The organism is Burkholderia sp. IDO3, assembly GCF_003366075.1.
Lineage (GTDB): Bacteria > Pseudomonadota > Gammaproteobacteria > Burkholderiales > Burkholderiaceae > Burkholderia > Burkholderia anthina.
Map to the genome: position 1 here is coordinate 1486625 of NZ_CP028963.1, position 21676 is coordinate 1508300.

Annotated in this window: 19 protein-coding genes; 12 read left to right on the forward strand and 7 right to left on the reverse strand. The window is 68.2% G+C overall.

The features are described from left to right. The first annotated feature begins 314 nt into the window (after positions 1–314). The 5 genes from DCN14_RS21545 to DCN14_RS21565 all read left to right on the forward strand — a co-directional run bounded on the left by DCN14_RS21545 (position 315) and on the right by DCN14_RS21565 (position 6926). Complete coding sequence (locus tag DCN14_RS21545) at positions 315–776, forward strand: (2Fe-2S)-binding protein (protein ID WP_096502571.1); 462 nt, start codon at positions 315–317, stop codon at positions 774–776. After that, positions 773–3097, forward strand: coding sequence for a xanthine dehydrogenase family protein molybdopterin-binding subunit (locus DCN14_RS21550; RefSeq protein WP_096502569.1), 2325 nt, complete (start codon positions 773–775; stop codon positions 3095–3097). The genes DCN14_RS21545 and DCN14_RS21550 overlap by 4 nt, the downstream gene beginning before the upstream one ends. Positions 3098–3461: 364 nt before the next feature. Continuing rightward, the gene (locus tag DCN14_RS21555; RefSeq protein WP_096502952.1) at positions 3462–5291 is read left to right on the forward strand and encodes an acyl-CoA dehydrogenase; all 1830 of its coding nucleotides are present in this window, start codon (positions 3462–3464) and stop codon (positions 5289–5291) included. Between the two features lie 126 nt (positions 5292–5417). Continuing rightward, positions 5418–6398 carry an NADPH:quinone oxidoreductase family protein gene (locus DCN14_RS21560; RefSeq protein WP_096502950.1) on the forward strand — a complete coding sequence of 327 codons (981 nt, stop codon included), beginning with the start codon at positions 5418–5420 and terminating at the stop codon, positions 6396–6398. A gap of 90 nt (positions 6399–6488) precedes the next feature. Further along, a complete protein-coding gene (locus DCN14_RS21565; RefSeq protein ID WP_096502567.1) occupies positions 6489–6926 on the forward strand; it encodes a nuclear transport factor 2 family protein in 438 nt (145 codons plus the stop codon). A gap of 40 nt (positions 6927–6966) precedes the next feature. Here DCN14_RS21565 and DCN14_RS21570 read toward each other — a convergent pair whose 3' ends face one another. Both DCN14_RS21570 and DCN14_RS21575 read right to left on the reverse strand, forming a co-directional pair. Beyond that, positions 6967–7167, reverse strand: a complete 201-nt coding sequence (locus DCN14_RS21570) for a hypothetical protein (RefSeq protein WP_096502565.1) — start codon at positions 7165–7167, stop codon at positions 6967–6969. A gap of 284 nt (positions 7168–7451) precedes the next feature. Then, the gene (locus DCN14_RS21575) at positions 7452–7757 is read right to left on the reverse strand and encodes a DUF3331 domain-containing protein (protein ID WP_096502563.1); all 306 of its coding nucleotides are present in this window, start codon (positions 7755–7757) and stop codon (positions 7452–7454) included. Here DCN14_RS21575 and DCN14_RS21580 point away from each other — a divergent pair. Beyond that, the gene (locus tag DCN14_RS21580; protein WP_240327434.1) at positions 7694–8116 is read left to right on the forward strand and encodes an MFS transporter; all 423 of its coding nucleotides are present in this window, start codon (positions 7694–7696) and stop codon (positions 8114–8116) included. The genes DCN14_RS21575 and DCN14_RS21580 overlap by 64 nt on opposite strands. 10 nt (positions 8117–8126) lie before the next feature. On the opposite strand, the gene DCN14_RS21585 is transcribed toward DCN14_RS21580, so the two are convergent. The 3 genes from DCN14_RS21585 to DCN14_RS21595 all read right to left on the reverse strand — a co-directional run bounded on the left by DCN14_RS21585 (position 8127) and on the right by DCN14_RS21595 (position 11549). After that, entirely contained in the window at positions 8127–8849 is a 723-nt protein-coding gene (locus tag DCN14_RS21585; RefSeq protein ID WP_162826232.1) for an OmpA family protein, read from the reverse strand. Positions 8850–9482: 633 nt separating this feature from the next. Then, positions 9483–10823: an ATP-binding protein gene (locus tag DCN14_RS21590; RefSeq protein ID WP_096502559.1), complete on the reverse strand. Its 1341-nt coding sequence runs from the start codon at positions 10821–10823 to the stop codon at positions 9483–9485. Next, positions 10824–11549: a response regulator gene (locus DCN14_RS21595; RefSeq protein ID WP_096502948.1), complete on the reverse strand. Its 726-nt coding sequence runs from the start codon at positions 11547–11549 to the stop codon at positions 10824–10826. Positions 11550–11779: 230 nt separating this feature from the next. Here DCN14_RS21595 and DCN14_RS21600 point away from each other — a divergent pair, with 230 nt between their 5' ends. Continuing rightward, a complete protein-coding gene (locus DCN14_RS21600) occupies positions 11780–12526 on the forward strand; it encodes a MipA/OmpV family protein (RefSeq protein ID WP_096502557.1) in 747 nt (248 codons plus the stop codon). Positions 12527–12798: 272 nt separating this feature from the next. Continuing rightward, entirely contained in the window at positions 12799–13113 is a 315-nt protein-coding gene (locus DCN14_RS21605; protein WP_096502555.1) for a hypothetical protein, read from the forward strand. Between the two features lie 180 nt (positions 13114–13293). Here DCN14_RS21605 and DCN14_RS21610 read toward each other — a convergent pair whose 3' ends face one another. Next, on the reverse strand, positions 13294–14553 hold the full coding sequence (locus DCN14_RS21610) for a transglycosylase SLT domain-containing protein (RefSeq protein ID WP_096502553.1): 1260 nt from the start codon (positions 14551–14553) through the stop codon (positions 13294–13296). A 392-nt stretch (positions 14554–14945) separates the two neighbouring features. After that, positions 14946–16106, reverse strand: a complete 1161-nt coding sequence (locus tag DCN14_RS21615; RefSeq protein WP_096502551.1) for a porin — start codon at positions 16104–16106, stop codon at positions 14946–14948. Between the two features lie 471 nt (positions 16107–16577). On the opposite strand from DCN14_RS21615, the gene DCN14_RS21620 reads away from it, so the two are divergent. The 4 genes from DCN14_RS21620 (at position 16578) to DCN14_RS21635 (ending at position 21579) form a co-directional block, all read left to right on the forward strand. Beyond that, a complete protein-coding gene (locus DCN14_RS21620) occupies positions 16578–17087 on the forward strand; it encodes a sigma-70 family RNA polymerase sigma factor (protein ID WP_096502549.1) in 510 nt (169 codons plus the stop codon). A 3-nt stretch (positions 17088–17090) separates the two neighbouring features. Next, positions 17091–18077 (forward strand): FecR domain-containing protein, encoded by a 987-nt coding sequence (locus tag DCN14_RS21625; RefSeq protein WP_096502547.1) that lies wholly within the window; start codon positions 17091–17093, stop codon positions 18075–18077. A 54-nt stretch (positions 18078–18131) separates the two neighbouring features. Continuing rightward, positions 18132–20717, forward strand: coding sequence for a TonB-dependent receptor (locus tag DCN14_RS21630; RefSeq protein ID WP_096502545.1), 2586 nt, complete (start codon positions 18132–18134; stop codon positions 20715–20717). Between the two features lie 85 nt (positions 20718–20802). After that, positions 20803–21579, forward strand: coding sequence for a hypothetical protein (locus tag DCN14_RS21635; RefSeq protein ID WP_240327420.1), 777 nt, complete (start codon positions 20803–20805; stop codon positions 21577–21579). The last annotated feature ends 97 nt before the right edge of the window (positions 21580–21676 follow it).

Sequence of the window (21676 nt, forward strand, 5' to 3'; positions counted from 1 at the left end):
CGAGACGGACGGGCGCGAGGCTGATCGCCCACCCCCGAATCCCCCCGACCGGACGACAAACCTGAATTCGTCTGATAATGCGATCGGCGATCCACGCGAACGCGCCGCGCAATCTGCCGGCATTGCGCCGAACCGTTGCACCGGCAACCGGATGGCGGAATCCGTTCACGGCATCGCCCCGATCGGGTCGTCAGCCTTCACGATCGAGAAACGAAACGGCGTCAGGCCCCCCTGGTCGTTCGGAATGTGCCCGGCGCCGTTCAAATCCCCACCCGACGCCCGCGCGACGCGGCGCCGCAAACAGGAGGTGAACGATGATCACGCTGACCGTCAACGGTAGCGAACAGCATTTCGACGGCAATCCCGACATGCCGTTGCTCTGGTATCTGCGCGACGTGCTCGGCCACACGGGCACCAAGTTCGGCTGCGGGATGGCGCTGTGCGGCGCGTGCACGGTGCACCTCGACGGCGTGGCGATCCGCTCGTGCATCACGCCGGTCGCGGCCGCGTCCGGCAAGCGCGTGACGACGATCGAAGGATTGTCGACCGATCTCACCCATCCGGTGCAGCAAGCGTGGCAGGAACTGAACGTCGCGCAATGCGGCTACTGTCAGTCCGGCCAGATCATGCAGGCCGCGTCGCTGCTGAAAGCGAATCCTCATCCGAGCGACGCCGACATCGACGACGCGATGTCCGGCAACATCTGCCGCTGCGGCACCTATACGCGGATCCGCGCGGCGATCCGGCTGGCGGTGCGCCGTGGAGGTGCCGCATGAACGCGCCGGAACTCTCGGTTCACAACGAAAGCCGCCGCGCGTTGCTGCTCGGCTTCGCATCCGGCGGGCTGCTGCTCGCATTCGGCGTGCCGTCGCTCGCGCATGCGGCCGCGCCGGTTCAGCCGCCGGTCAGCCCGAATCCGCAGTACGGCGGCGCGGGCATGCCGCACGGATTGCGCGACGATCCGCACTTGTTCGTTGCGATCGCACCGGACGGCACGGTGACGGTGACCTGCATCCGCTCCGAGATGGGGCAGGGCGTGCGCACGAGCGTCGCGCTCGTGGTCGCCGATGAACTGGGTGCCGACTGGGCGCGCGTGAAGGTCGCGCAGGCAGTCGGCGACGAGCCGCGCTACGGCAATCAGAACACCGACGGTTCGCGCAGCCTGCGTCAGAGTTTCGCCGCGCTGCGCCGCGCGGGCGCGGCGGCGCGTGCGATGCTCGAGCAGGCTGCCGCGGCGACGTGGGGCGTCGACGCGCGTCAGGTGAAGGCGACGGTGCACGAGGTCGTCGATACGAAGAGCGGGCGCAAACTGGGTTTCGGCGAACTGGCCGCGAAAGCCGCCGCGCTGCCGGTGCCCGATCCGAAAATCGTGCCGTTGAAGGCACCGGCCGAATTCCGCTACATCGGCAAGGGCGAGACGGCATTGATCGACGGCCGCGACATCGTCGGCGGCCGCGCGCACTACGGCATCGACACGCGGCTCGACGGCATGCTGTACGCGGTCGTTGCGCGCCCGCCGGCGTATGGCGATACGGTTGCGTCGTTCGATGCGTCGGCCGCCGAGAAGCTGCCGGGCGTCGTCAAGGTCGTGCAGCTCGCGTCGACGCCGCTGCCGTCCGGCTTCCAGCCGCTCGGCGGCGTGGCCGTGGTCGCGCGCGACACGTGGACGGCCATTCAGGCGCGCGCGCAACTGAAGATCGACTGGAAGCGCGGCCCGAACGCGGGCTACGACTCGGCCGCATACCGCAAGACGCTCGAAGCGGCCGCCGCGCAGCCGGGCGACGTGATCCGCAACGACGGCGATGCCGCCACGGCGCTCGCGGGCGCTGCAAAACGGATACGCGCGACGTACTACATTCCGCATCTCGCCCACGCGACGATGGAGCCGCCGGCCGCCGTCGCGCGCGCGGCCGACGGGCGCTGCGAAGTGTGGACCTGCACGCAGGCGCCGCAGACCACACGCGACGAGATCGCGAAGGCGCTCGGCCTGTCGACCGAGCACGTGACGGTCAACGTGACGCTGCTCGGCGGCGGCTTCGGTCGCAAGTCGAAGCCGGACTACGTGGTGGAAGCGGCGTTGCTGTCGAAGGCGGCGGGCGCGCCGGTCAAGCTGACGTTCACGCGCGAGGACGATATCGCGCACGACTATTTCCATGCTGTGTCGCTGGAGGCGTTCGACGGCGGCCTCGATGCGGCGGGGAAGGTGGTCGCGTGGCAGCATCGCACGGTCGCGCCGTCGATCCAGTCGACGTTCAAGGCCGGCGTCGTGCACGAGCAGCCGGGCGAACTCGCGCAAGGCATCGCGGATCTGCCGTTTGCCATCCCGAACGTGCGGATCGAGAACCCGGCCGCGCAAGCGCATACGCGGATCGGCTGGTTTCGTTCGGTGTACAACATTCCGCACGCATTCGGGATTCAGAGCTTCGTATCGGAGCTCGCGCACGCGGCCGGTCGCGATCCGAAGGATTTTCTGCTCGAGCTGATCGGCCCCGCACGACGTTTCGAGCCGCACATCACGGTGAAGAACGTGAACTACGGCGAGGACCCGGCGCTGTATCCGGTCGACACCGGGCGGTTGCGGCGCGTGGTCGAGACGGTCGCGCGCGAAGCCGGCTGGGGACGCAAGTTGCCCAAAGGGCACGGGCTCGGGATCGCCGCGCACCGCAGCTTCGTGTCGTACACGGCGGCCGTGTGCGAAGTGCAGGTCGGCGCGGACGGCGCGATTGTCGTGCCGCGCGTCGACATCGCGATCGATTGCGGGCCGCAAGTCAACCCGGAACGCGTGCGCTCGCAGCTCGAAGGTGCGGTGGTGATGGGGCTCGGCCTCGCGCTGCATGGCGAGATCACGTTCAAGGACGGGCAGCCGGAGCAGAGCAATTTCAACGGCTTCCAGGTGCTCCGGATGAACGAGGCGCCGCGTGAAATACGCGTGCACCTGGTCGCGCCCGACGACTACGCCACGCCGCTCGGCGGCGTGGGCGAGCCGGGCCTGCCGCCGATCGCGCCGGCACTGACCAACGCGATCTTCGCGGCGACCGGCACGCGCATCCGCAGCCTGCCGGTCGCGGACCAGCTTTCGAAGTCGAAAGCGGGTTGAGGCGCGAGCGTGCGCCGGACGGCAACGGTCCGGCGCGCGCAACGGATTCCGGCGCTCGCGCGCGGCGCGCCGGTCGATGCGCGGGTTCACGCATTGTTGTTTTAGAACGACCGTGCTAAATTCCTGCCAGCACTTGCAGTCACCGACCCAATCATCCGGTTCCGGCAACCGGAGCCAACGGGGGCGCCGGCGCGCCGCCCGAGCGCGAAGCATGGGACCAGAGTAAGCGCTAAAGCGCCAACTCTGGTCGACAGGAGACAGACGTGATGGAGCATGTATCGATCGAGCGCACGCGGATCGACCGGGCGGCGCATGGGTGGCCGCTGGCGACGCGGGCGATGCGGGTTACGCGGAGGGCGTCGCGATGAGCCTGTTGATGTCGCGACGCGATCTCGCGTTCCTGCTGTACGACTGGCTCGATGCCGGCGCGCTCGCCGCGCTGCCGCGCTATGCGGAACACAGCCGCGAGACGTTCGATGCGGTGCTCGACACGAGCGAGCGAATCGCCGCCGACCTGTTCGCGCCGCATGCGGCGCGCGGCGATCGCGAGGAGCCGCGGTTCGACGGCGAGCGCGTGACCCTGATTCCCGAAGTCGCGCCGGCCGTGCGGGCCTTCGCGGATGCCGGCCTGATCGCGGCCGGCCAGGACGAAGCGTTCGGCGGGATGCGCTTGCCGAAGCTCGTCGAAGCCGCGTCGTTCCTGTTCTTCCAGGCCGCGAACATCGCGACCGCCGCGTATCCGTTTCTCACCGTCGCGAACGCGAACCTGCTGCTCGCGCACGGCAGCCCCGAGCAGATCGATGCGTTCGCGCGTCCCGAGCTGGAAGGGCGCTTCTTCGGCACGATGTGCCTGTCCGAACCGCAAGCCGGCTCGTCGCTGTCCGACATCGTCACGCGCGCGGATTTCGAATGCGACGCGCCGCTCGGCCCACGCTACCGGATCACCGGCAACAAGATGTGGATTTCCGGCGGCGAGCATGAACTGGCGGAGAACATCGTTCACCTCGTGCTCGCGAAGATTCCCGACGAGCACGGCAAACTGCAGCCCGGCACGCGCGGCATTTCGCTGTTCATCGTCCCGAAGTATCTGCCGGGCGACGACGGCGCCGCTCGTGGCGAGCACAACGACGTGGTGCTCGCCGGGTTGAACCACAAGATGGGTTATCGCGGCACGACCAACTGTCTGCTGAACTTCGGCGAAGGCACGCGCCATCGTCCGCAGGGGCGCGCCGGTGCGATCGGCTATCTGGTCGGCCAGCCGAATCACGGTCTCGCCTACATGTTCCACATGATGAACGAGGCGCGCATCGGCGTCGGCGCGGGCGCGGTGGCGCTCGGCTACACCGGCTACCTGCACGCGCTCGACTATGCGCGCAACCGGCCGCAGGGCCGTCCGCTCGGGCCGTCGGGCAAGGACGCGGCCGCGCCGCAGGCGCCGATCGTCGCGCATCCGGACGTGCGGCGCATGCTGCTCGCGCAGAAGGCGTACGTCGAGGGCGGGCTCGCGCTGATCCTGTACTGCGCGCGACTGGTCGACGAAGCGCGTGCACACGGCGATGCGGCCGTGCGTGCCGAGGCTGCGCAACTGCTCGACATCCTGACGCCGATCGCGAAAAGCTGGCCGTCGCAGTGGTGTCTTGCTGCCAACGATCTCGCGATCCAGGTGCATGGCGGCTACGGCTACACGCGCGACTATCCGGTCGAGCGGCTCTATCGCGACAATCGTCTCAACCCGATCCACGAAGGCACGCACGGCATCCAGGCGCTCGACCTGCTGGGCCGCAAGGTCGTGCAGGACGACGGGGCGCTGTTGCATGCGCTTGGCGCGCGCATCGGCACGACCGTCGAACGCGCGCGGGCAACGGGCGGCGAGATGCGGACGCATGCCGACGCGCTCGCGCAGCGCTGGGCGCGGCTCGTCGACGGCACGCGTGCATTGGCCGCGCTCGGCGATCCGCAGGTGCGGCTGGCGAACGCGAGCGTCTATCTCGAGGCGTTCGGTCATCTCGTCGTCGCGTGGCTGTGGCTCGACGTGACGCTTGTCGCGCACGGGCACGATGACGATTTCCACGACGGCAAGCGAGCGGCCGCACGCTATTTCTTTCGCTGGGAGCTGCCGAAGGTGGATGCGCAGCTCGATCTGCTGGCGAGTGTCGATACGACGACGCTCGACATGCGCGACGCGTGGTTCTGAGCGTCGCGATGCATGGATGACGGTGCCGCGATGCAGGCCGCTGTGTCCGCGTCGCGCGCCGATCGCGCGGGCGCGTCCCGCTGCCGTATCGATGCGCGGCTACGCCGCGCGAGGAGAGACGAGAACATGAAAGCCCTGTTGTGTAGCGCATTCGGCCCGATCGACCACCTGCGTATCGACGATGTCGCGATGCCCGAACCGGCCGCGGGCCAGGTGCGGATTCGCGTGAAGGCGGCGTCGCTGAATTTTCCCGATGCGCTGATCGTGCAGGGGCTGTATCAGGTGAAGCCGGCGCTGCCGTTTTCGCCCGGTGCGGAATTCGCGGGCGTGATCGACGCGGTCGGCGACGGTGTGAGCCAGTGGCGGCCCGGCGACGAAGTGGTTGCATTCACGGGCCACGGCGGCTTCGCCGAGCAATGCGTGGCCGACGTGCATCAGATCGCGGCACTGCCGCCGGGGATGACGTTCGAGCAGGGCGCGGCACTCGTGCTGGCTTACGGCACGTCGCTGCATGCGCTGCAGCAGCGTGCGCGCCTGCAGCAGGGCGAGACGCTGCTCGTGCTGGGCGCGGCGGGCGGCGTCGGGCTGGCCGCGATCGAGATCGCGAAGGCGCTGGGTGCGCGCGTGATCGCGGCCGCGTCGAGCGCGGAGAAACGCGCGCTGTGCCGCGAAGCCGGCGCCGACGACACGATCGACTATGCGACCGAAGACTTGCGGCGCCGCGTCGACGAACTGACCGGCGGACGCGGCGCGGATGTCGTCTACGACCCGGTCGGCGGCGCGTACAGCGAGGCGGCGCTGCGCGCGACCGCATGGCGCGGCCGGTTCCTCGTGGTCGGCTTTGCTGCCGGCGAGATTCCGAAGATCGCGCTGAACCTCGCACTGCTCAAGGAGCGCGACATTCTCGGCGTGTTCTGGGGCGACGCGGTGCGGCGCGACCCGGCGCAGCACGCGGCGAACATGCGGCAGCTCGCGCAATGGTTCGCGGCCGGCAAGGTACGGCCCGCGATCACCGAGCGCGTGCCGCTCGACGGCGCGGCCGACGCGATCGCGCGGATCGCGAACCGGCAGGTCAAGGGCAAGGTGGTGATCCTGCCGGACGCGTGATTCGCGCCGGATCAGGCGCGCGGCGGCACGCTGATGGCGTGCCGCCGTCATTCGATATTTTTTTGCGTGACGTTACCGGAGTCGTTGAGCATGCAACCCCCATCGCATCTGCAACCCGCTGTCGCGAAATCGCTCGATGCGTGGCACGCGATGATCGAACACAAGGACTTCGGCGCGCTGCACACGATCGTTCATCCGGACGCCGTGTTCCGCTCGCCGATGGCATTCAAGCCGTATGGGCCGGCGCCCGCGCTGCTGTTGGCGCTGCGCACGGTGATCACGATCCTCGAGAACTTCGAATACCACCGCCAGTTCGCCGCCGACGACGGCACGAGCGTCGTGCTCGAATTCAGCGCGACGGTCGGCGACAGGCGACTGAAGGGCATCGACATGATCCGCTTCGACGACGACGGCCGGATCGTCGAGTTCGAGGTGATGATTCGCCCGTTCAATGCGCTGCAGGCGCTTGGCGCCGAAATGGGCGCGCGGCTCGGGCAGCAGCTTCCGGCGTTCAAGGGCGGCGAGTGAGTGCCGGTTGCCGGCATGCGTTCATGCCGGCCCGTGCGCGTCAGTGATTTTTGATCCTGACGCTGTAGCCTGCGTCCTCGAACGCGACGACGAATTCCTCGGGGAACAGCCACGATTCGACCTTCACGTGCGACGTGGCGCGATCGATCTCGACCTTTGCGTCAGGGTCGACGCGCCAGATTTCATGTTCGACCGCGCGGGCGGTCTCGTCGTCGAGCGAGTGGTCCAGTACGAATTCCATGATCGGTTTCCTTTTGGGGCGGCGGCGATCGTGACAGCACGAACGGCCGGTTGATACGCGATGCCGATGAAGCCGCCGGGATCGGACAGCATGTGTTGAAGATACCCGCGATTGCACCGGATGATAAGCCGGCGCGCGCGTGACGGACTGTCGCCTGCCGGATGACGAATCCGGTGACGATGCGTGCGGACTACGAACGACCTGTCGGAGGGCGCCGGGTGTTCGTCGTGCAAACGGGTTCATGAAGCAAGCGCCGTTCCGCCAGGCCGAACCCGCGCCGCACGTCACGCATCGAGAGCCGCGATCGCATCGGCCGCGATCATCGCGAGGTGGTTCGCGGGCCGCGGGCGCCCGGTCGGCCGAAACACGGCTTCGCCCTGAACGATTGTGCGACCCGAATAAGCGCAGCGGCCGTCGCGCCGCGCGAGCGTACGCCGCCATTTCTGTTCGCCGTAGTGCAGACGGCCGCTTTCGACCCAGCGTACGAGCAGCGACCGGCATCGGCGGCACGCTCGGCGGGATCGCGATGCCCGCGCTGTCCGACCGGATCGGACGTCGGCCCGTGATGGTGCTGTCGGTGATCGGCGCATTCGTGTCGTTGTGGGCGTTCTCGCGCACGGGCGCCGATCCGGTCGCGCTGTTCGCGGGGCTGCTGGCGACGATCTTCTTCGTGTTCGCGATGATCACGCTGACGGTCGGCCCGATCAGCGCGGAAGCCGTGCCCGCGCAGTGGATGACCACCGCGTCAGGTCTCGTGATCGGCGTCGGCGAGATCTTCGGCGGCGGTATCGCGCCGTCGGTTGCAGGCTACGTCGCGAAGCATTTCGGCATCCAGTACATCATGCAGCTCGGCATGGGAGCGCTGGTGCCCGGCCTGATCGTCGCGCTGTCGCTGAAGGAAACCGCGCCGGCGCGACTCGCGCGCACGGTCGCGCTGGCGGATTCGTGAGCGTCGGCCGTTACTGCTGGTATGGCTGATACGGCCGCTGCGGCGGGCCGTAGCGATCGTCCGTGCGTGCGAAGGTCACGATCTCGACGCGGCGATCGGGCTGCAGGCACGCAACGAGACTGTCGTGCGACTGGTTGTCGCTGCACTGCGTGATCGGATCCTGCTCGCCGAGCCCGCGTGCGTCGATGCGATCGGCGGGGATGCCGTGCTGCACCAGCAGCGCTTTCACCGCGTTCGCGCGACGCTGCGACAGTTGCTGGTTGTACGAAGCCGAACCGAGCCGGTCCGTATAGCCGCGCACTTCGATGCGGGCGAAGCGCGATGCGCTCAGCTTTGCCGCGATGTTGCGGATGTCGGCGCGGCCGCCGGGCAGGATGTCGGCGAGGTCGCCGCGATCGAAGGCGAACAGCGCGTCGGCCGACACGCGCATCACCTGCGCGACGGGCGGGGCCGGCGGTGCGACCGCCATGCGCCGTTCGACTTCGGTCCAGTGGCCGGGCACCCATACGTAGCGGCCGTACTGCCAGGCCCAGTAGCCACGCTCCCACGCATAGCCGACGCGCGGCGCCGGCGCGGCTTCATAGACCGGCGCCGGCGGCGCCAGCACCATGACCTGCGCGGAAGCCGGCGCGATGTTGCCGAACCAGGCGGCGGCGAGTACGCCGCAGGCCGCGGCGGCGGTGGCGATGCGGCGGTGGTGGCCGGCGGCGGGGTGGAGAGCGGGCTGTTTCATGATGAGCGTCCGGCGTATCGAAGGTTGAACGGGTCGCATGCCAATGCGGGTACGAGCGGTGATCCAAGGCTAACGGGTTGGATCATGAAAAGCCTTTGCGGTGTGTAAGCAAACCTCGCGGACGGCAGGGACGGCAGACGGGCACATTCGTCGCGCGAACCAAGGCACGCGGTGCGGGTAGCGGCATGTCGACGCGTTCGGCGGGGTAACGATACGTAATGGCTCGCGCATGCCGGGCAGGTGCCGGCACATCGCGCATCGCTGCGAAATCACTCGTCGGGACGGTTGCGCCTGCATCGAGCCTGATGCAATCGTGAGCTATTGCAGCGGGTCAGCCGCGGACGGGCTTGACCATATTCAGGATAGGTGTGCTGGAGTACTGAGCGATCTGCTCGGATCTGATCGATCGTGCGATGCATCACGGCTGGATGCAGGCTGCTGCCGCCCGCGCGGCCGGCACGCCTGGTTGAAATCCGGATATCGTCTGACCTTTTCGCCGGGAGGCCGTACCGGGTGCGCCGGCCGGCCGCATGCGGCGAAGCGGCCAGACGATCGATACGACGTGACGAGAACCGGGATCAGACCGGTGCGACGCGAGCGGCGCTATCCGGCATCGGGTCGCGACGACGGGCGTTACCGCGTATGGGCCGCGCGGGGCGGCGGTGCGTCGCCCAGGAACGCCGGCAAGGTCCGCGCCGGCAGCGTGATCACGAAGCGCGCGCCACCCAGCGGCGAATCCTCGAGCCGCACGTCGCCGCCGTGCACGAGCGCGACGCGCCGCACGATCGCGAGGCCGAGACCGAACCCGCCCGTCTGACGGTCGCGGCTCGAATCGAGTCGCTGGAACGGTTCGAACACGCGTGCGCGATCGGCAACCGGAATGCCGGGGCCGTCGTCGTCGACGCTCAGGATCAGCGCACCGGACGCATCGCTCGCCGCGGACAGCCGCACCGTGCGCGACGCGTAGCGCGCGCCGTTGCGGATCAGGTTCAGCAGCGCGCGCGCGACGAGCTTCGGATCGCACACGTGGGCGGCAGGCGTGCCCGCGGTCGACACGTCGAGCACGAGGCCGCGATCGGCGACATCGTTCGCGACATTGCCGGCGACGCTGTCGATCAGTGCATCGACGACGACTTCCATCGGCGCGAGTTCGCTCGCGCCTTGTTCCAGCCGTCCGATCGTGAGCAACTCGGTGACGAGCTCGTCGAGCTCGCGCACGTCGCGTCGCAGTTCGTTGCGGCGCTCGCGCGTGCGGCCGTCCTCGTCCGTCTCGGCAAGCAGCGCGAGCCCGAATTCGAGGCGTGCGAGCGGCGTCTTCAGCTCGTGCGAGATCCCGTGCATCATCTCGCGCTGCTGTTTGATCGATGCCTCGATGCGCTGGGCCATGTCGTTGAACTGCTGCGACAGCTCGTAGATGTTCGACCGGCCCGACAGCTTCACGCGCGTGGACAGGTAGCCCGCGCCGAACGCGTGTGCGGCCTCCTGCAGCTTGCGCAGGTCGCGCCAGTGATACGAAATCCACAGCACGACCGCCAGCAGTGCGGCGAGCGCGAGCAGCAGGTACGCGTAGATCTTGATGTCGAGATCGAACGGCTGGATCGGGCGCGCGTGCAGCACGGAGCCGTCCGCGAGCGGCATGTAGTAATCCTTGCCGTCGTAGCTGATGGTGATCCTGCCGCCATCGAGGTCGCGCAGCGGCGCGCCGCTCAGTTGAGCGCGCGCGTCGGCCATCGTCATGAAGTCGAATCCATCGGTGCCGTGCATCGCGAGTTCGCGCAGCGCGAGCATCCGCTGCGCACCGGGATGGCGTTCCAGATAATCGTTCAGCACGAACGCGTAGGTCGTCAGCGAGTCGCGCTGCGCCTGCGCCGCGCGTTCGTAGAAAATCCGGTCGAACGAGATCTGAATGAACGCGATCGATACGGCGCCGCACAGGATCACGATGAGGTACAGCCTGATCAACGGGCGCAGCATTTATTCGTCCCACGCGGAAGGGCTGAACAGGTAGCCGCGTCCCCAGATCGTCTTGATCTTGTGCGGCTCCGACGATGCATCCTCGAAGCGGCGGCGCAGCTTCGAGATGCCCGAGTCGACCGAGCGGTCGAGCCCGTCGAATTCGATCCCGCGCAACTGCTTCAGGATGTCGTCGCGGCTCAGCACGGTGCCGGCCGCACGCGCGAGGATCAGCAGCAGGTTGAATTCGGCCGTCTTCAGGTCGACGGGTTCGCCGTGCCACGTGACTGTGCGGTTCGGCGGCGAGATCGTCAGTTCGCCGAACACGAGCGCTTCGGGCGCGGCGGCCGGCGTGTCGGCGACGGGCGGCTGCGCGCGGCGCAGCAGCGCGCGGGCGCGCGCCACCAGCACGCGCGGCTCGATCGGCTTCGTCACGTAGTCGTCGGCGCCGGTTTCGAGGCCCGCGACCTGGTCGTAGACGTCCGCGCGCGCTGTGAGGATCAGCACCGGCACGTTGGTGAACGCGCGAATGCGCCGGCACACTTCCATCCCGTCGAGATTCGGCAGCATCAGGTCGAGTATCACCAGCGCCGGCTGGTGCTCGCGCACGGCGGCGACGGCCAGGTCGCCGCGCCGCACGACCGTCACCGAGAATTCATAGCCGTCGAGGTACTCGCGCACGAGTTGCGCGAGACGGTCGTCGTCCTCGATCAGCAGCACACGGTATTTGAGCGGATTGTCGTTCATGGTCTCCTCGAAACGCGCGTCGTCCCACACCCGGGTCGCGGCACGCGAATTCTATCCGGCGCTCCGGCACCCGGGGCCGCGACACGACAATCGCGAACAATCCGACACAATTGAGCACAGATTCCCCGCAGATTCCGGACAGTTCGGGCGCACGGCGGCACCTAGACTTCGGGCTCCGTCACTTTCATCTGAATATTGTGCGCCCACCCCTTCGACGCTACCGCTATTGCATGCCGCTGGCCGGCCTGACCCTTGCCGCCGCCGCCCACGCGGAAAACCAGTATTCGCTCTCGCTCGGCGGCGGCGCCGCGCCGCGCTACGCGGGGAGCAACCAGTATCGCGGCGTCGTCGCGCCGTCGTTTTCGGCGAGGTTCGGCAACGGCTTCTTCATCGACAGCACGTCGGGCGCCGGCTACCGGCTGGACCTGCCGCACGGCGCGTTCGTGTCGGCGGCGGTGAACTACGATCCGGGCCGGGCGGACGAGAATCGCTTCGACCTGCCGGGGTCGGACTACCTGAAGGGGATGGGGCGGATTCCGGGCTCGGTGCTCGTCGGCGTGCGGGCAGGCGTGACGCTGTTCAACGCGGCCGAACTGAGCGTGACGGTCGACACGCCCGTCACGCACACGTCGCGCGGCGTGTCGGGGCACGTCGATCTTGCGGTGCCGGTGTTGAAGACCGCGCAGCACCAGATCATCGTGACGGGCAGCGTGCATGCCGGCACCGGACGCTATACGCAGACGTTCTACGGCGTGACCGATGCGCAGTCGATGACGAGCCGGTTCAGGCCGTATTCGACGAGCGGCGGGATCGACAGCGCGACGATGTCGGTTGCGTGGAACTGGGACGTGTCGCGGCACTGGTCGATACTCGCGACCGGCGGCGTGACGCGACTGCTCGGCCGCTACGGCGGCAGCCCGATCGTCCAGTCGCGCAGCAACTACTACGGTATCGCCGGCGCGACGTACAAGTTCTGAACGGGTTGCCGGGGTGCTTCGCTGCGGGCACGGATGCGCGCGGGGCGGTCACGCGCGATGTGTCGGCGCCGCGCCGTCGCTGCGAATCGCGTGCGGTAACATGCAGGCGAGCCCGGCGCGCCGAATCGACTCGTCCGCGCAACGCCGCACGCCGCTTTGCCGGCATCCGTGAGGAGACGGCCTGCGGTGTGCGGAACCGGTCACGCATGCAAGGCCCGGCCGCACACGCTTGCCGCACAGATTCCGCCGGGCTGCGACACGGAGAAGAATCGATGAAGAACACGATCGCGATGATCGTTGCACTCGTTGCGAGCGCAACATTTGCGGGATGTGCGGACATGAACACGACCCATGCCGATACGAACGCCGGACAGCCGGGCACCGCGCACGCGTGCAAGGCGGATGCCGCGCCGGACGACGCGCTGATCGGCAAGACCGAGGCCGATGCGGCCGCGCTGCTCGACGGTTGCCTGTGGCGCGTGCTCGAGCGCGACGGCAAGTCGTTGCCCAGCACGATGGATTATCGGCAGGAACGCCGCGATCTCGGCATTCGCGACGGGAAGGTGATCTGGGTGCGGCGCGGGTAACGGACGGCATTGTCGACGGCGCCGGACGGTGCCGCCGGGCGGTAGCGGGGCGACGACATGAACGCGCCGGAACTCGAGCCGACGCAGGCGAAGTGAACGTCGTCGCCGAACCAGTCCTGAACGGCGCGACGGTGGTCGTCCGGTAGTCTGCGCCGGCATGATGCATGCCGGTTGCGCCCGTTACTTCGAGATATACCAGAGCGCGTCGGTACTGACGCGTGCGGCCGGCGCTTTCGGCGTTGCAGCAGGCGTCGCAACCGGTGTGGCAACCGGTGTGGCAACCGGTGTGGCAACCGTCGGCGGCGTGCTCGACGTCACCGCGGTGGGCCACGTCGCCGGCGTAGTCGACGGCGTCGATGCCGTCGGGGTGTTCGCCGTGCTGGCGGTCGCTGTCGAACCCGACGTCGACGCCGTGTCGATATACCAGAGCGCATCGGACGACGCGGCGCGCTTGGCTGCGGCACCGGCGGCGTGTTTCGACGCGGGCGGCGTGGCAGCCGCGGCCGCCGCCGCGCCCGGACGCGGCGTTGCCGCACCTGCCTGCGTGGTCGCACCGGCCCCGCCGCGCTGCGCGCGCGCCTCGAACGGCCCGAGCTGGAAGATTAACGTTTGCGCGGGACGCGTCAAAACGGCATACGGGAATTGCAGCTCCCACGACATCAGTACGCGGCCCGACGACGTTTCGGTGAAGATCGCCGGCACGTGCTTCATGTCGCTGAACTGCACGTAGATCCGCGACCCGTCGTCGAACACCTGGGTCGGCTTGGCCTGGTCGGCGCCCGTGACGGTCCAGCCGAAGTTGTACGTGCCGGCCGGGCCGGCGGGCCCGCCTTGCGGCTGCGGCGGCGGGGCGGCCGGCGCGAGCGTGCGCGGCCGCGTGACCGCCGGCGCCGACACGCTCAGGCTCGCGAACGGGTTGTACGGCTGCACCTGTTGCGGCGGCGTAAAGGACGGTGGAAGGATGGGCATGGGAGTATCCGGCGAATCCGGCATGGTCCGGATTGCATCATAGACCTTGCGCGCATACGCGAGGCGCTTGTCGGGCGACGCGGCGTTGTACGCGCCGATCGCGTTCCAGTTCGCACCGAGCTGGCGAATGTTCTGCGACAGGATCCATGCGCCGACATACGCATTGGTGCACGCATCGAACAGGCTCTGCTGCGTGATGCCCTCACGCGCGAGGGTCGGCAGCCATGTGCTGTTGATCTGCATCAGGCCGATGTCGAGGGTGCCGTTCGTGTTGGTGTTGACGGCGCTCGGATTCATCCCCGATTCGACTTGCGCGATGCCGCGCAGCAGGCTCACGCTCACGTGCTGGAACGTGGCCGCGTCGTCGAGGCAGTCGGCGCGCGCGATGCCGTGCAGCGCGCACGACATCGCGATCGTCGCGGCGATCTTCGGCGTGGCGTGGCTGATCGAACGGGCAGTCTGACGCGGCATGGCAGGATGGGGCGGAATCCGGCCGCCCGGTGCAAGGAAATTACGCAGACGCGAAGTGTGCCATAGCGAGCAGGCAAATGGCTCGCATCACACTTTCCTTTGCATTTGGCGGCCATCTGGCGCGTGTTTTCAAGGCTGCCGGCATCGGTGCGGCCCGGTGCAACCGGTAAAAAGGACGTCTTGCCGGGCGCAAGTCGATCCACGCGATGGTCGTCACGAAGATGACGCCGTGCGTCAGTTTTGCCGTGAGCCCAGCCACGGGCGACGCGCATCGAGCGCCGAGGGCCTATCGATGCGCGGGCCGGAAACGACGACGGCGGCCGAAGCCGCCGTGTCGGTCGATCGTCGATCGGGTGCCGGCGGCCGTGCTGTGCGCAGCCGGCCGCCGTCGATCAGAAGCGGTGACGCAGCCCGAGGTTGACGAGGGTCTGCGAACTCGTGCCCGCATAGCCGTACGACCCGATCGACGCCTGGGCGGCCATCGACCCGCCGTTGCCGTCGCCCGTGCGGCCGCTCGCGTGCTGGTACGCGGCGGTCAGGTACACGTCGGTGCGCTTCGACAGGTTGTAGTCCGCGCCGGCCGACACCTGGTGATAGGTCGCCGACGTGTCGCCGCCCGAGCGCGTGTAGCTGTAGCCGACGCCCACGAGCAGCGCATTCGTCGCCTGGTAGTTCACGAAGCCTTGCCCGGTGTTGTAGTGCTCGTTCGAGTTGAACACGGAGCTCGCGTCGCGGCGGTATTGCGCGTTGCTGTAGCCGAGACCGAACGTGAACGGGCCGGCGACGTACTGGCCCGCGATCCGCGCGATGCCGATCGAGTGCGCGCTCGCATAGCCGCTGTTGATCGGGCCGTCGAACGTGCCGTCCGACGAGCTGTTCCAGCCGTCGCGGATCGTGTTCGATGCGGGGCTGTTGGTCGCGTGGAAGTAGCCGCCCGCGACGCTGAACGGCCCGTTGTTGTACGACACGGCGGCCGAATACGACTGCGCGGCGCTGGTGCTGCCGGCGATCCCGCCGAACGAATACATCGCCGAGAACTGCAGGCCCGAATACACGGCGGACGTGTACTTCACGGCGTTGTCGACGCGGAAGCTGTTGTCGTAGTTGTCGACGTCGCCCGCCGTCGCGAACACGCTGCCGAGATAGTTGTCGGCGGTGATGCCCTGCACGAGGTCGACGAGCGGATCGTACTGGCGGCCGAACGTGAGCGTGCCGTAACGGTCGCTCGTCAGGCCGACGAACGCCTGCCGGCCGAACAGGCGGCCGCCCTGGCCCAGTCGGCCGTTGCTCGGGTCGAAGCCGTTCTCGAGCTGGAACAGCGCCTTCAGCCCGCCGCCGAGATCCTCGGTGCCTTTCACGCCCCAGCGGCTGCCGGCGAGGTTGCCCGCGCTGCTGTTGCCCAGCATCCACGCGCTGTCCTTGCCCTGCGCATGATTCACGTACGTGATCGACGTGTCGATCACGCCGTACAGCGTGACGCTCGTCTGTGCATGCGCGGCGGGTATTGCCGCGAACGACGCGATCGAAAGCAGCGAGAGGGTCGTGCGTTTCATTTCATCTCCTTGCGTATTGATTTGCATCGGTCACCGGAATGCCTGGAGACTACAGAGCCGCACGCGAACGACAAAAATGAAATTCTCCAATGTGACCTAAAGCAGACAGATGCATTCTGCGGAATGGTCTATTGAGGGATTGACATTATTGATGAATATGCATCAATCGATTTGGCATTCGAGATTGCTGGATGGGCGTATTGCCGGATTCGTGATAATTCCGCACGATTTTCGGCCGAATTTCGGAGGCGCGGCATTCGCCGTCAATTGATCAATTGATTATTTAATGAATCGAATCGCGCGATACGGGGCCGGCATGTTATCGCGCGCGTCGCGCAAGTCACGCCGGCGTGGGCGAGCGGGTTCCGACAGCATCGCGGCTCGTCGATAGCGCGGGTTGCGTGCCCAGTTTTGTATATAATAATCATTCTCATTTACAGAATTGCCGCCTGCGCGCCCCGGAACCCGGCCATGTCCGCTGACAAGCTGTCCCTCCATCGAGAAATCGACGCCCTCTATGCCGGCCATCATGCGTGGCTGCGCGGCTGGCTGAGCCGGAAGCTCGGTTGCGCGCATCGCGCGGCCGATCTGGCGCACGACACCTTCGTGCGGCTGCTAGCTCGCGACGAGCCGATCGGCGCCGACGAGCCGCGCGCGTTCCTGACGACGGTCGCGCAGCGCGTGCTGTCGAATCACTGGCGGCGCGAGCAGATCGAGCGCGCGTATCTCGACGTGCTCGCGCAACGCCCCGAAGCGTATGCGCCGTCGCCGGAGGAGCGGGCGGTCGTACTCGAGACGCTCGTCGAGATCGACCGGTTGCTCGACGGGCTGCCGATCGCCGCGAAGCGCGCGTTCCTGCTCGCGCAGCTCGACGGGCTCACACAGGTGGAGATCGCGCGCGAACTCGGCGTGTCGCTCGCGACGGTGAAGCGTTATCTCGTGAAGGCCGGCACGCAGTGCTTCTTCGCGATGGCGGCCTGACCGATGGCCGCCCCAGGAGCGCCGGCAGTGCCGCCGCAGGTCGCGCGTCGCGCGGTCGAATGGTGGGTCGAGCGGCAGGCCGGCCGCACCGACGACACGTTCGCGCGCGCACTCGCGCGCTGGCGCGCCGAGGATCCGGCGCATGACGCGGCGTGGCGTCATATCGAAACGATGGAAGCGCGCATCGGCCGGCTCGCGGCCGGGCTCGACTCACAGGCCGCGCATGCGGCGCTGCTGCCGCGTCGCTCGGCGCGCCGTCGCGCGGCGGTGAAGGCGCTGGCCGTGCTGCTGTTCGCGGGCGGCGCCGCATGGATGGCCGATCCCGCGCGGCGCGCGGCGATCTGGCCGGCGGACCTGCGCACCGCGGTCGGCGAGCGGCGCACGGTGACGCTCGCGGATCGCACGGTCGTCGTGCTCGATACCGATACCGCGCTCGACGTGCACTTCGACGCCACGACCCGCCGCCTGCATCTGCTGCGCGGCACGATCATGGTGACGAGCGGCCACGACGATCGCACGCCGGCACGGCCGCTGGCGGTCGCGACCGCGCAAGGCGAGCTGCGGCCGCTGGGCACGCGCTTCGCGGTGCGGCAGCGCGACGGCGCGACGCGCATCGAGGTATTCGCGGGCGCCGTGCGCGTGCAGCCCGCCGACGCGACGGCCGGTACGCGCGTGATCGCGGCGGGCGAGGGCGCCGATTTCACGCGCGACGCGATCGGCGCGCCGGCGCCGCTCGATGCGTTTGCATCGGCATGGACGACCGGGATGCTCGTCGCGTCGCGCATGCGGCTCGCGGATCTCGTCGCCGAACTCGACCGCTACCGGCGCGGCACGCTGCGTTGCGATGCGGCCGTGGCCGACCTGCGCGTGTCGGGCACCTATCCGCTCGACGATTCCGCGCGCGTGCTCGATACGCTGAAGGCGACGTTGCCGATCGACGTCGAGTACGTGACGCGCTACTGGGCGACGGTCGTGCCGGCCCGTTCGTGAGCGCTTCACGCATTTTTTTCGTTTCCCTGAGCTGTTTCCGGATGTTCGCGTGACATGGGTAGTGAAAGCAGCACTGGCCCATCGTCCACCGACACCTCGATCATGGTTTCCATTCGTCTCACGCATCGGCGCCGCCCGGCGCCTGCCCGTCATCTGCCGTGCGCGCCGCGCGCGGCCGAACCTGCCACGCCGCGCCACCTGGCTCGCCGCCTGGCCGGTGCCGTCCTGTTGTCGGCGCTGTTGCCGCTGCCCGCGCTGGCGGACACCGATACCGACGCAGACACGGCGCCAGCCGCGCAACGCGCATCGCGCCGCGTGTTCGACATTCCGGCCGGCCCGCTCGAAGCGACGTTGAACCGGTTCGGCCGCGAGGCCGGCATCCTGCTCGCGTTTCCCGCCGAACTGGCCGCCGGCCGCACGAGCGGCGGCGTACATGGCCGGTTCGACATCGACGGCGCATTCGATCGCGTGCTGGCGGGCACGGGGCTCGTCGCGCTGCGCCAGCCGGGCGGCGGCTATACGCTGATGCGCGCGAACGGTTCGGGCGTGCCGGCCGCGGCAGCCGGCGCCGAGGCGGCCACCGAGCTGCCGGCCATCACGGTGCGCGACAGCGCGCTGCGCGCGCAAAGCTACCGGCCGCCGAAGGAAGCGGGCGTGCTGCGCACCGAGATTCCGCTGCTCGACACCGCGCAGGCCGTCAACGTGGTGCCGGCGCAGGTACTGCGCGACCAGCGCCCGCGCAACCTCGACGACGCGCTCGGCAACGTGAGCGGCATCACGCAGGGCAACACGCTCGCGGGCACGCAGGACACGATCATGAAGCGCGGCTTCGGCGACAACCGCGACGGCTCGATCATGCACAACGGGATGCCGATCGTGCAGGGGCGTTCGTTCAACGCGGCGGTCGATACCGTGGAGGTGCTGAAGGGGCCGACGTCGCTGCTGTACGGGCTGATGGATCCGGGCGGGGTGGTGAACGTCGTCGGCAAGCAGCCGCAGATGACGCGCTACAACGCGATCTCGCTCGGCGCGTCGACCTTCGGGCACGGCCGGAACGGCGGCAGCGCGACCTTCGACTCGACCGGCCGGATCGGCGATTCGCGGCTTGCGTACCGGCTGATCGTCGACCAGTCGAACGAGCAGTACTGGCGCAACTTCGGCGAATACCGGCAGACCTTCGTCGCGCCGTCGCTCGCGTGGTACGGCCGCGACACGCAGGTCGTCGTGTCCTACGAATACCGCAAGTTCCATTCGCCGTTCGATCGCGGCACCGCGCTCGATCCGCGCACCAACGCGCCGCTCGACATTCCGGCGCGCCGGCGCATCGACGAGCCGTTCAACAACATGGACGGCGAATCGCACCTCGCGCAACTGAGCGTCGATCACCAGTTCAACGCGGACTGGAGCGCGCATGTCGGCTACAGCTACAACCGCGAGACCTACGACGCGAACCAGCTGCGCACGACCGGCGTCGATCCGGTGACGGGCACGCTGTCGCGCAGCAACGACGCGACGCACGGCTCGCTCAGCACCGACAGCTACGGCATCGGCTACGTGAACGGCAAGCTGACGCTCGCGGGGATGCGTCACGACGTGCAACTCGGCGTCGACACCGAGTATCGCCGCATCTATCGCAAGGATCTGCTGCGCCAGGCCGTGAAGACGCCGTTCAGCTACATCGATCCGGTGTACGGGCTGCTGCCGCCGTCGAGCACGGTATCCGCGAGCGACAGCGACCAGACCGATACGCTGCACGTTACGTCGGTGTTCTTCCAGGACAGCATCCATCTGACCGACAAGTGGATCGTTTCCGGCGGGCTGCGCTACATCACGTACAACCAGGTCGCCGGGCGTGGCCGGCCGTTCAAGGCGAACACCGATCTCAGCGGCTCGAAGTGGCTGCCGCGCGCGGGCGTCGTCTACAAGTGGACCGATGCGTTCTCGCTGTACGGCAGCTATTCGCAGTCGCTGAAACCGTCGTCGTCGATCGCGCCGATGACGTCGGGCTACGTGATCGATGCCGCGACGCCGCCGGAGGAAGCGACCGCATGGGAAGTCGGCGGCAAGCTCGACCTGCCGGGCGGGATGACCGGCACGCTGGCGCTGTTCAACATCGACAAGAAGAACGTGCTCGTGTCGCAGTTCAACGACACGACGAAGCTGACCGACTGGCGCACGTCGGGCAAGGCGCGTTCGCGCGGCGTCGAGCTCGACCTGTCGGGCAGGATCGGCGAGCGCGTGAACGTGATCGCGAGCTATGCGTACATCGACGCGAAGACGGTCGAGGATCCGCAGTACGCGGGCAACCGGCTGTGGAACGTCGCGCGCCACACGGCGTCGCTCGCGGCCGTCTACGACGTCGGCACGCTGGCCGGCGGCGACGACCTGCGCATCGGCGCGGCCGCGCGCTACGTCGGCGCGCGGCCCGGCGATTCGGCGAACAGCTTCACGCTGCCGTCGTACGTGCTCGCCGATGCGTTCGCGACGTACGACACGCGGCTCGGCAAGCAGAAGCTGTCGTTCCAGCTGAACGTGAAGAACCTGTTCAACCGCACGTACTACCCGTCGAGCGCGAACCGCTATTTCGTCGCGGTCGGCGATGCGCGGCAGGTGTCGTTGCTGACCACGCTGCAGTTCTGAGCGGGCGTTCACGCTGACTCGCACAATTGCCGCGCGTCGCGCATCACGGCGCGCGGCTTCGGAGAACAACGAGATGAACCGGAACATGAACATGAAGACCGGCGCCGCGCGCGCCGTGGCCGCCGGCACGCGGCGTCGCGCATTGCGCTCGCTTGCCGGCGCGGCGCTCGCGTTGTGCGCGGGCCTGTCCCTGTCGGCAAGCGTCCCGGCCTTCGCCGCCGATGCCACCATTGCAGCGCCGGCCGTCACGCGCGTCGCGATGCTCGTGCAGTTGCACGGCCCGAACCTGAAGGTCGACGAACGGATCGGCCGGCATCTCGGCGAGCGCGGTTACGCGGTGCGCCTGATCGACGAGAGCGCGACGCCCGACGCGGCGCGCGATGCCGACCTCGTCGTGATCTCGTCGACGGTATCGTCGAAGAACGTGCGGCCCGGCTGGCGCACGCTCGACAAGCCGCTCGTCACGTGGGAGAACGACCTGCTCGACGATCTCGCGATGACGGGCAAGCGTCACGACGTCGATTTCGGCGAAACGGGCAAGGAACGCTATCTGTGGCTCGTCAACGCGCCGCATCCGGTCTCGGCCGGACTGCCGGCGGGCGCGGCCGACGTGTACGGCAAGCAGGCGCCGATGAGCTGGGGCAAGCCGGGGCTCGGCGCGATCACGATCGCGACCGTGTACGGGCAGCCGGACAAGGCCGCGATCTTCGCGTACGAGAAGGGCGCGACGATGGACTACGAAGCGCTCGCGCCGGCGCGCCGCGTGATGTTCTTCCTCGACAACGACACGTTCGCGAACCTGTCGCCGGCCGGCATCGCGTTGTTCGATGCGGCGATCGACTGGGCGGCGGGGCGGCGCTGACGGTGCGCGGCACGCGCTTGCGTGCACGGCCAGCGAAGACCAGCGTTGAATGCGAGAATGCGGCCTTCGACCGGCGCGCTTTGCGCCGCTTCTTCGC

What these genes read in the sequence shown, in the direction of transcription:
- DCN14_RS21590 (WP_096502559.1), bottom strand. Translation starts at nt 10,823, where the DNA reads ATGCTGCGCCCGTTGATCAGGCTGTACCTCATCGTGATCCTGTGCGGC.
- DCN14_RS21585 (WP_162826232.1), bottom strand. Translation starts at nt 8,849, where the DNA reads ATGAAACAGCCCGCTCTCCACCCCGCCGCCGGCCACCACCGCCGCATC.
- DCN14_RS21600 (WP_096502557.1), top strand. Translation starts at nt 11,780, where the DNA reads ATGCCGCTGGCCGGCCTGACCCTTGCCGCCGCCGCCCACGCGGAAAAC.
- DCN14_RS21575 (WP_096502563.1), bottom strand. Translation starts at nt 7,757, where the DNA reads ATGCGCCGATCACCGACAGCACCATCACGGGCCGACGTCCGATCCGGT.
- DCN14_RS21625 (WP_096502547.1), top strand. Translation starts at nt 17,091, where the DNA reads ATGGCCGCCCCAGGAGCGCCGGCAGTGCCGCCGCAGGTCGCGCGTCGC.
- DCN14_RS21610 (WP_096502553.1), bottom strand. Translation starts at nt 14,553, where the DNA reads ATGCCGCGTCAGACTGCCCGTTCGATCAGCCACGCCACGCCGAAGATC.
- DCN14_RS21605 (WP_096502555.1), top strand. Translation starts at nt 12,799, where the DNA reads ATGAAGAACACGATCGCGATGATCGTTGCACTCGTTGCGAGCGCAACA.
- DCN14_RS21635 (WP_240327420.1), top strand. Translation starts at nt 20,803, where the DNA reads ATGAACATGAAGACCGGCGCCGCGCGCGCCGTGGCCGCCGGCACGCGG.
- DCN14_RS21565 (WP_096502567.1), top strand. Translation starts at nt 6,489, where the DNA reads ATGCAACCCCCATCGCATCTGCAACCCGCTGTCGCGAAATCGCTCGAT.
- DCN14_RS21580 (WP_240327434.1), top strand. Translation starts at nt 7,694, where the DNA reads ATGCCCGCGCTGTCCGACCGGATCGGACGTCGGCCCGTGATGGTGCTG.
- DCN14_RS21560 (WP_096502950.1), top strand. Translation starts at nt 5,418, where the DNA reads ATGAAAGCCCTGTTGTGTAGCGCATTCGGCCCGATCGACCACCTGCGT.
- DCN14_RS21550 (WP_096502569.1), top strand. Translation starts at nt 773, where the DNA reads ATGAACGCGCCGGAACTCTCGGTTCACAACGAAAGCCGCCGCGCGTTG.
- DCN14_RS21555 (WP_096502952.1), top strand. Translation starts at nt 3,462, where the DNA reads ATGAGCCTGTTGATGTCGCGACGCGATCTCGCGTTCCTGCTGTACGAC.
- DCN14_RS21620 (WP_096502549.1), top strand. Translation starts at nt 16,578, where the DNA reads ATGTCCGCTGACAAGCTGTCCCTCCATCGAGAAATCGACGCCCTCTAT.
- DCN14_RS21615 (WP_096502551.1), bottom strand. Translation starts at nt 16,106, where the DNA reads ATGAAACGCACGACCCTCTCGCTGCTTTCGATCGCGTCGTTCGCGGCA.
- DCN14_RS21545 (WP_096502571.1), top strand. Translation starts at nt 315, where the DNA reads ATGATCACGCTGACCGTCAACGGTAGCGAACAGCATTTCGACGGCAAT.
- DCN14_RS21595 (WP_096502948.1), bottom strand. Translation starts at nt 11,549, where the DNA reads ATGAACGACAATCCGCTCAAATACCGTGTGCTGCTGATCGAGGACGAC.
- DCN14_RS21570 (WP_096502565.1), bottom strand. Translation starts at nt 7,167, where the DNA reads ATGGAATTCGTACTGGACCACTCGCTCGACGACGAGACCGCCCGCGCG.
- DCN14_RS21630 (WP_096502545.1), top strand. Translation starts at nt 18,132, where the DNA reads ATGGGTAGTGAAAGCAGCACTGGCCCATCGTCCACCGACACCTCGATC.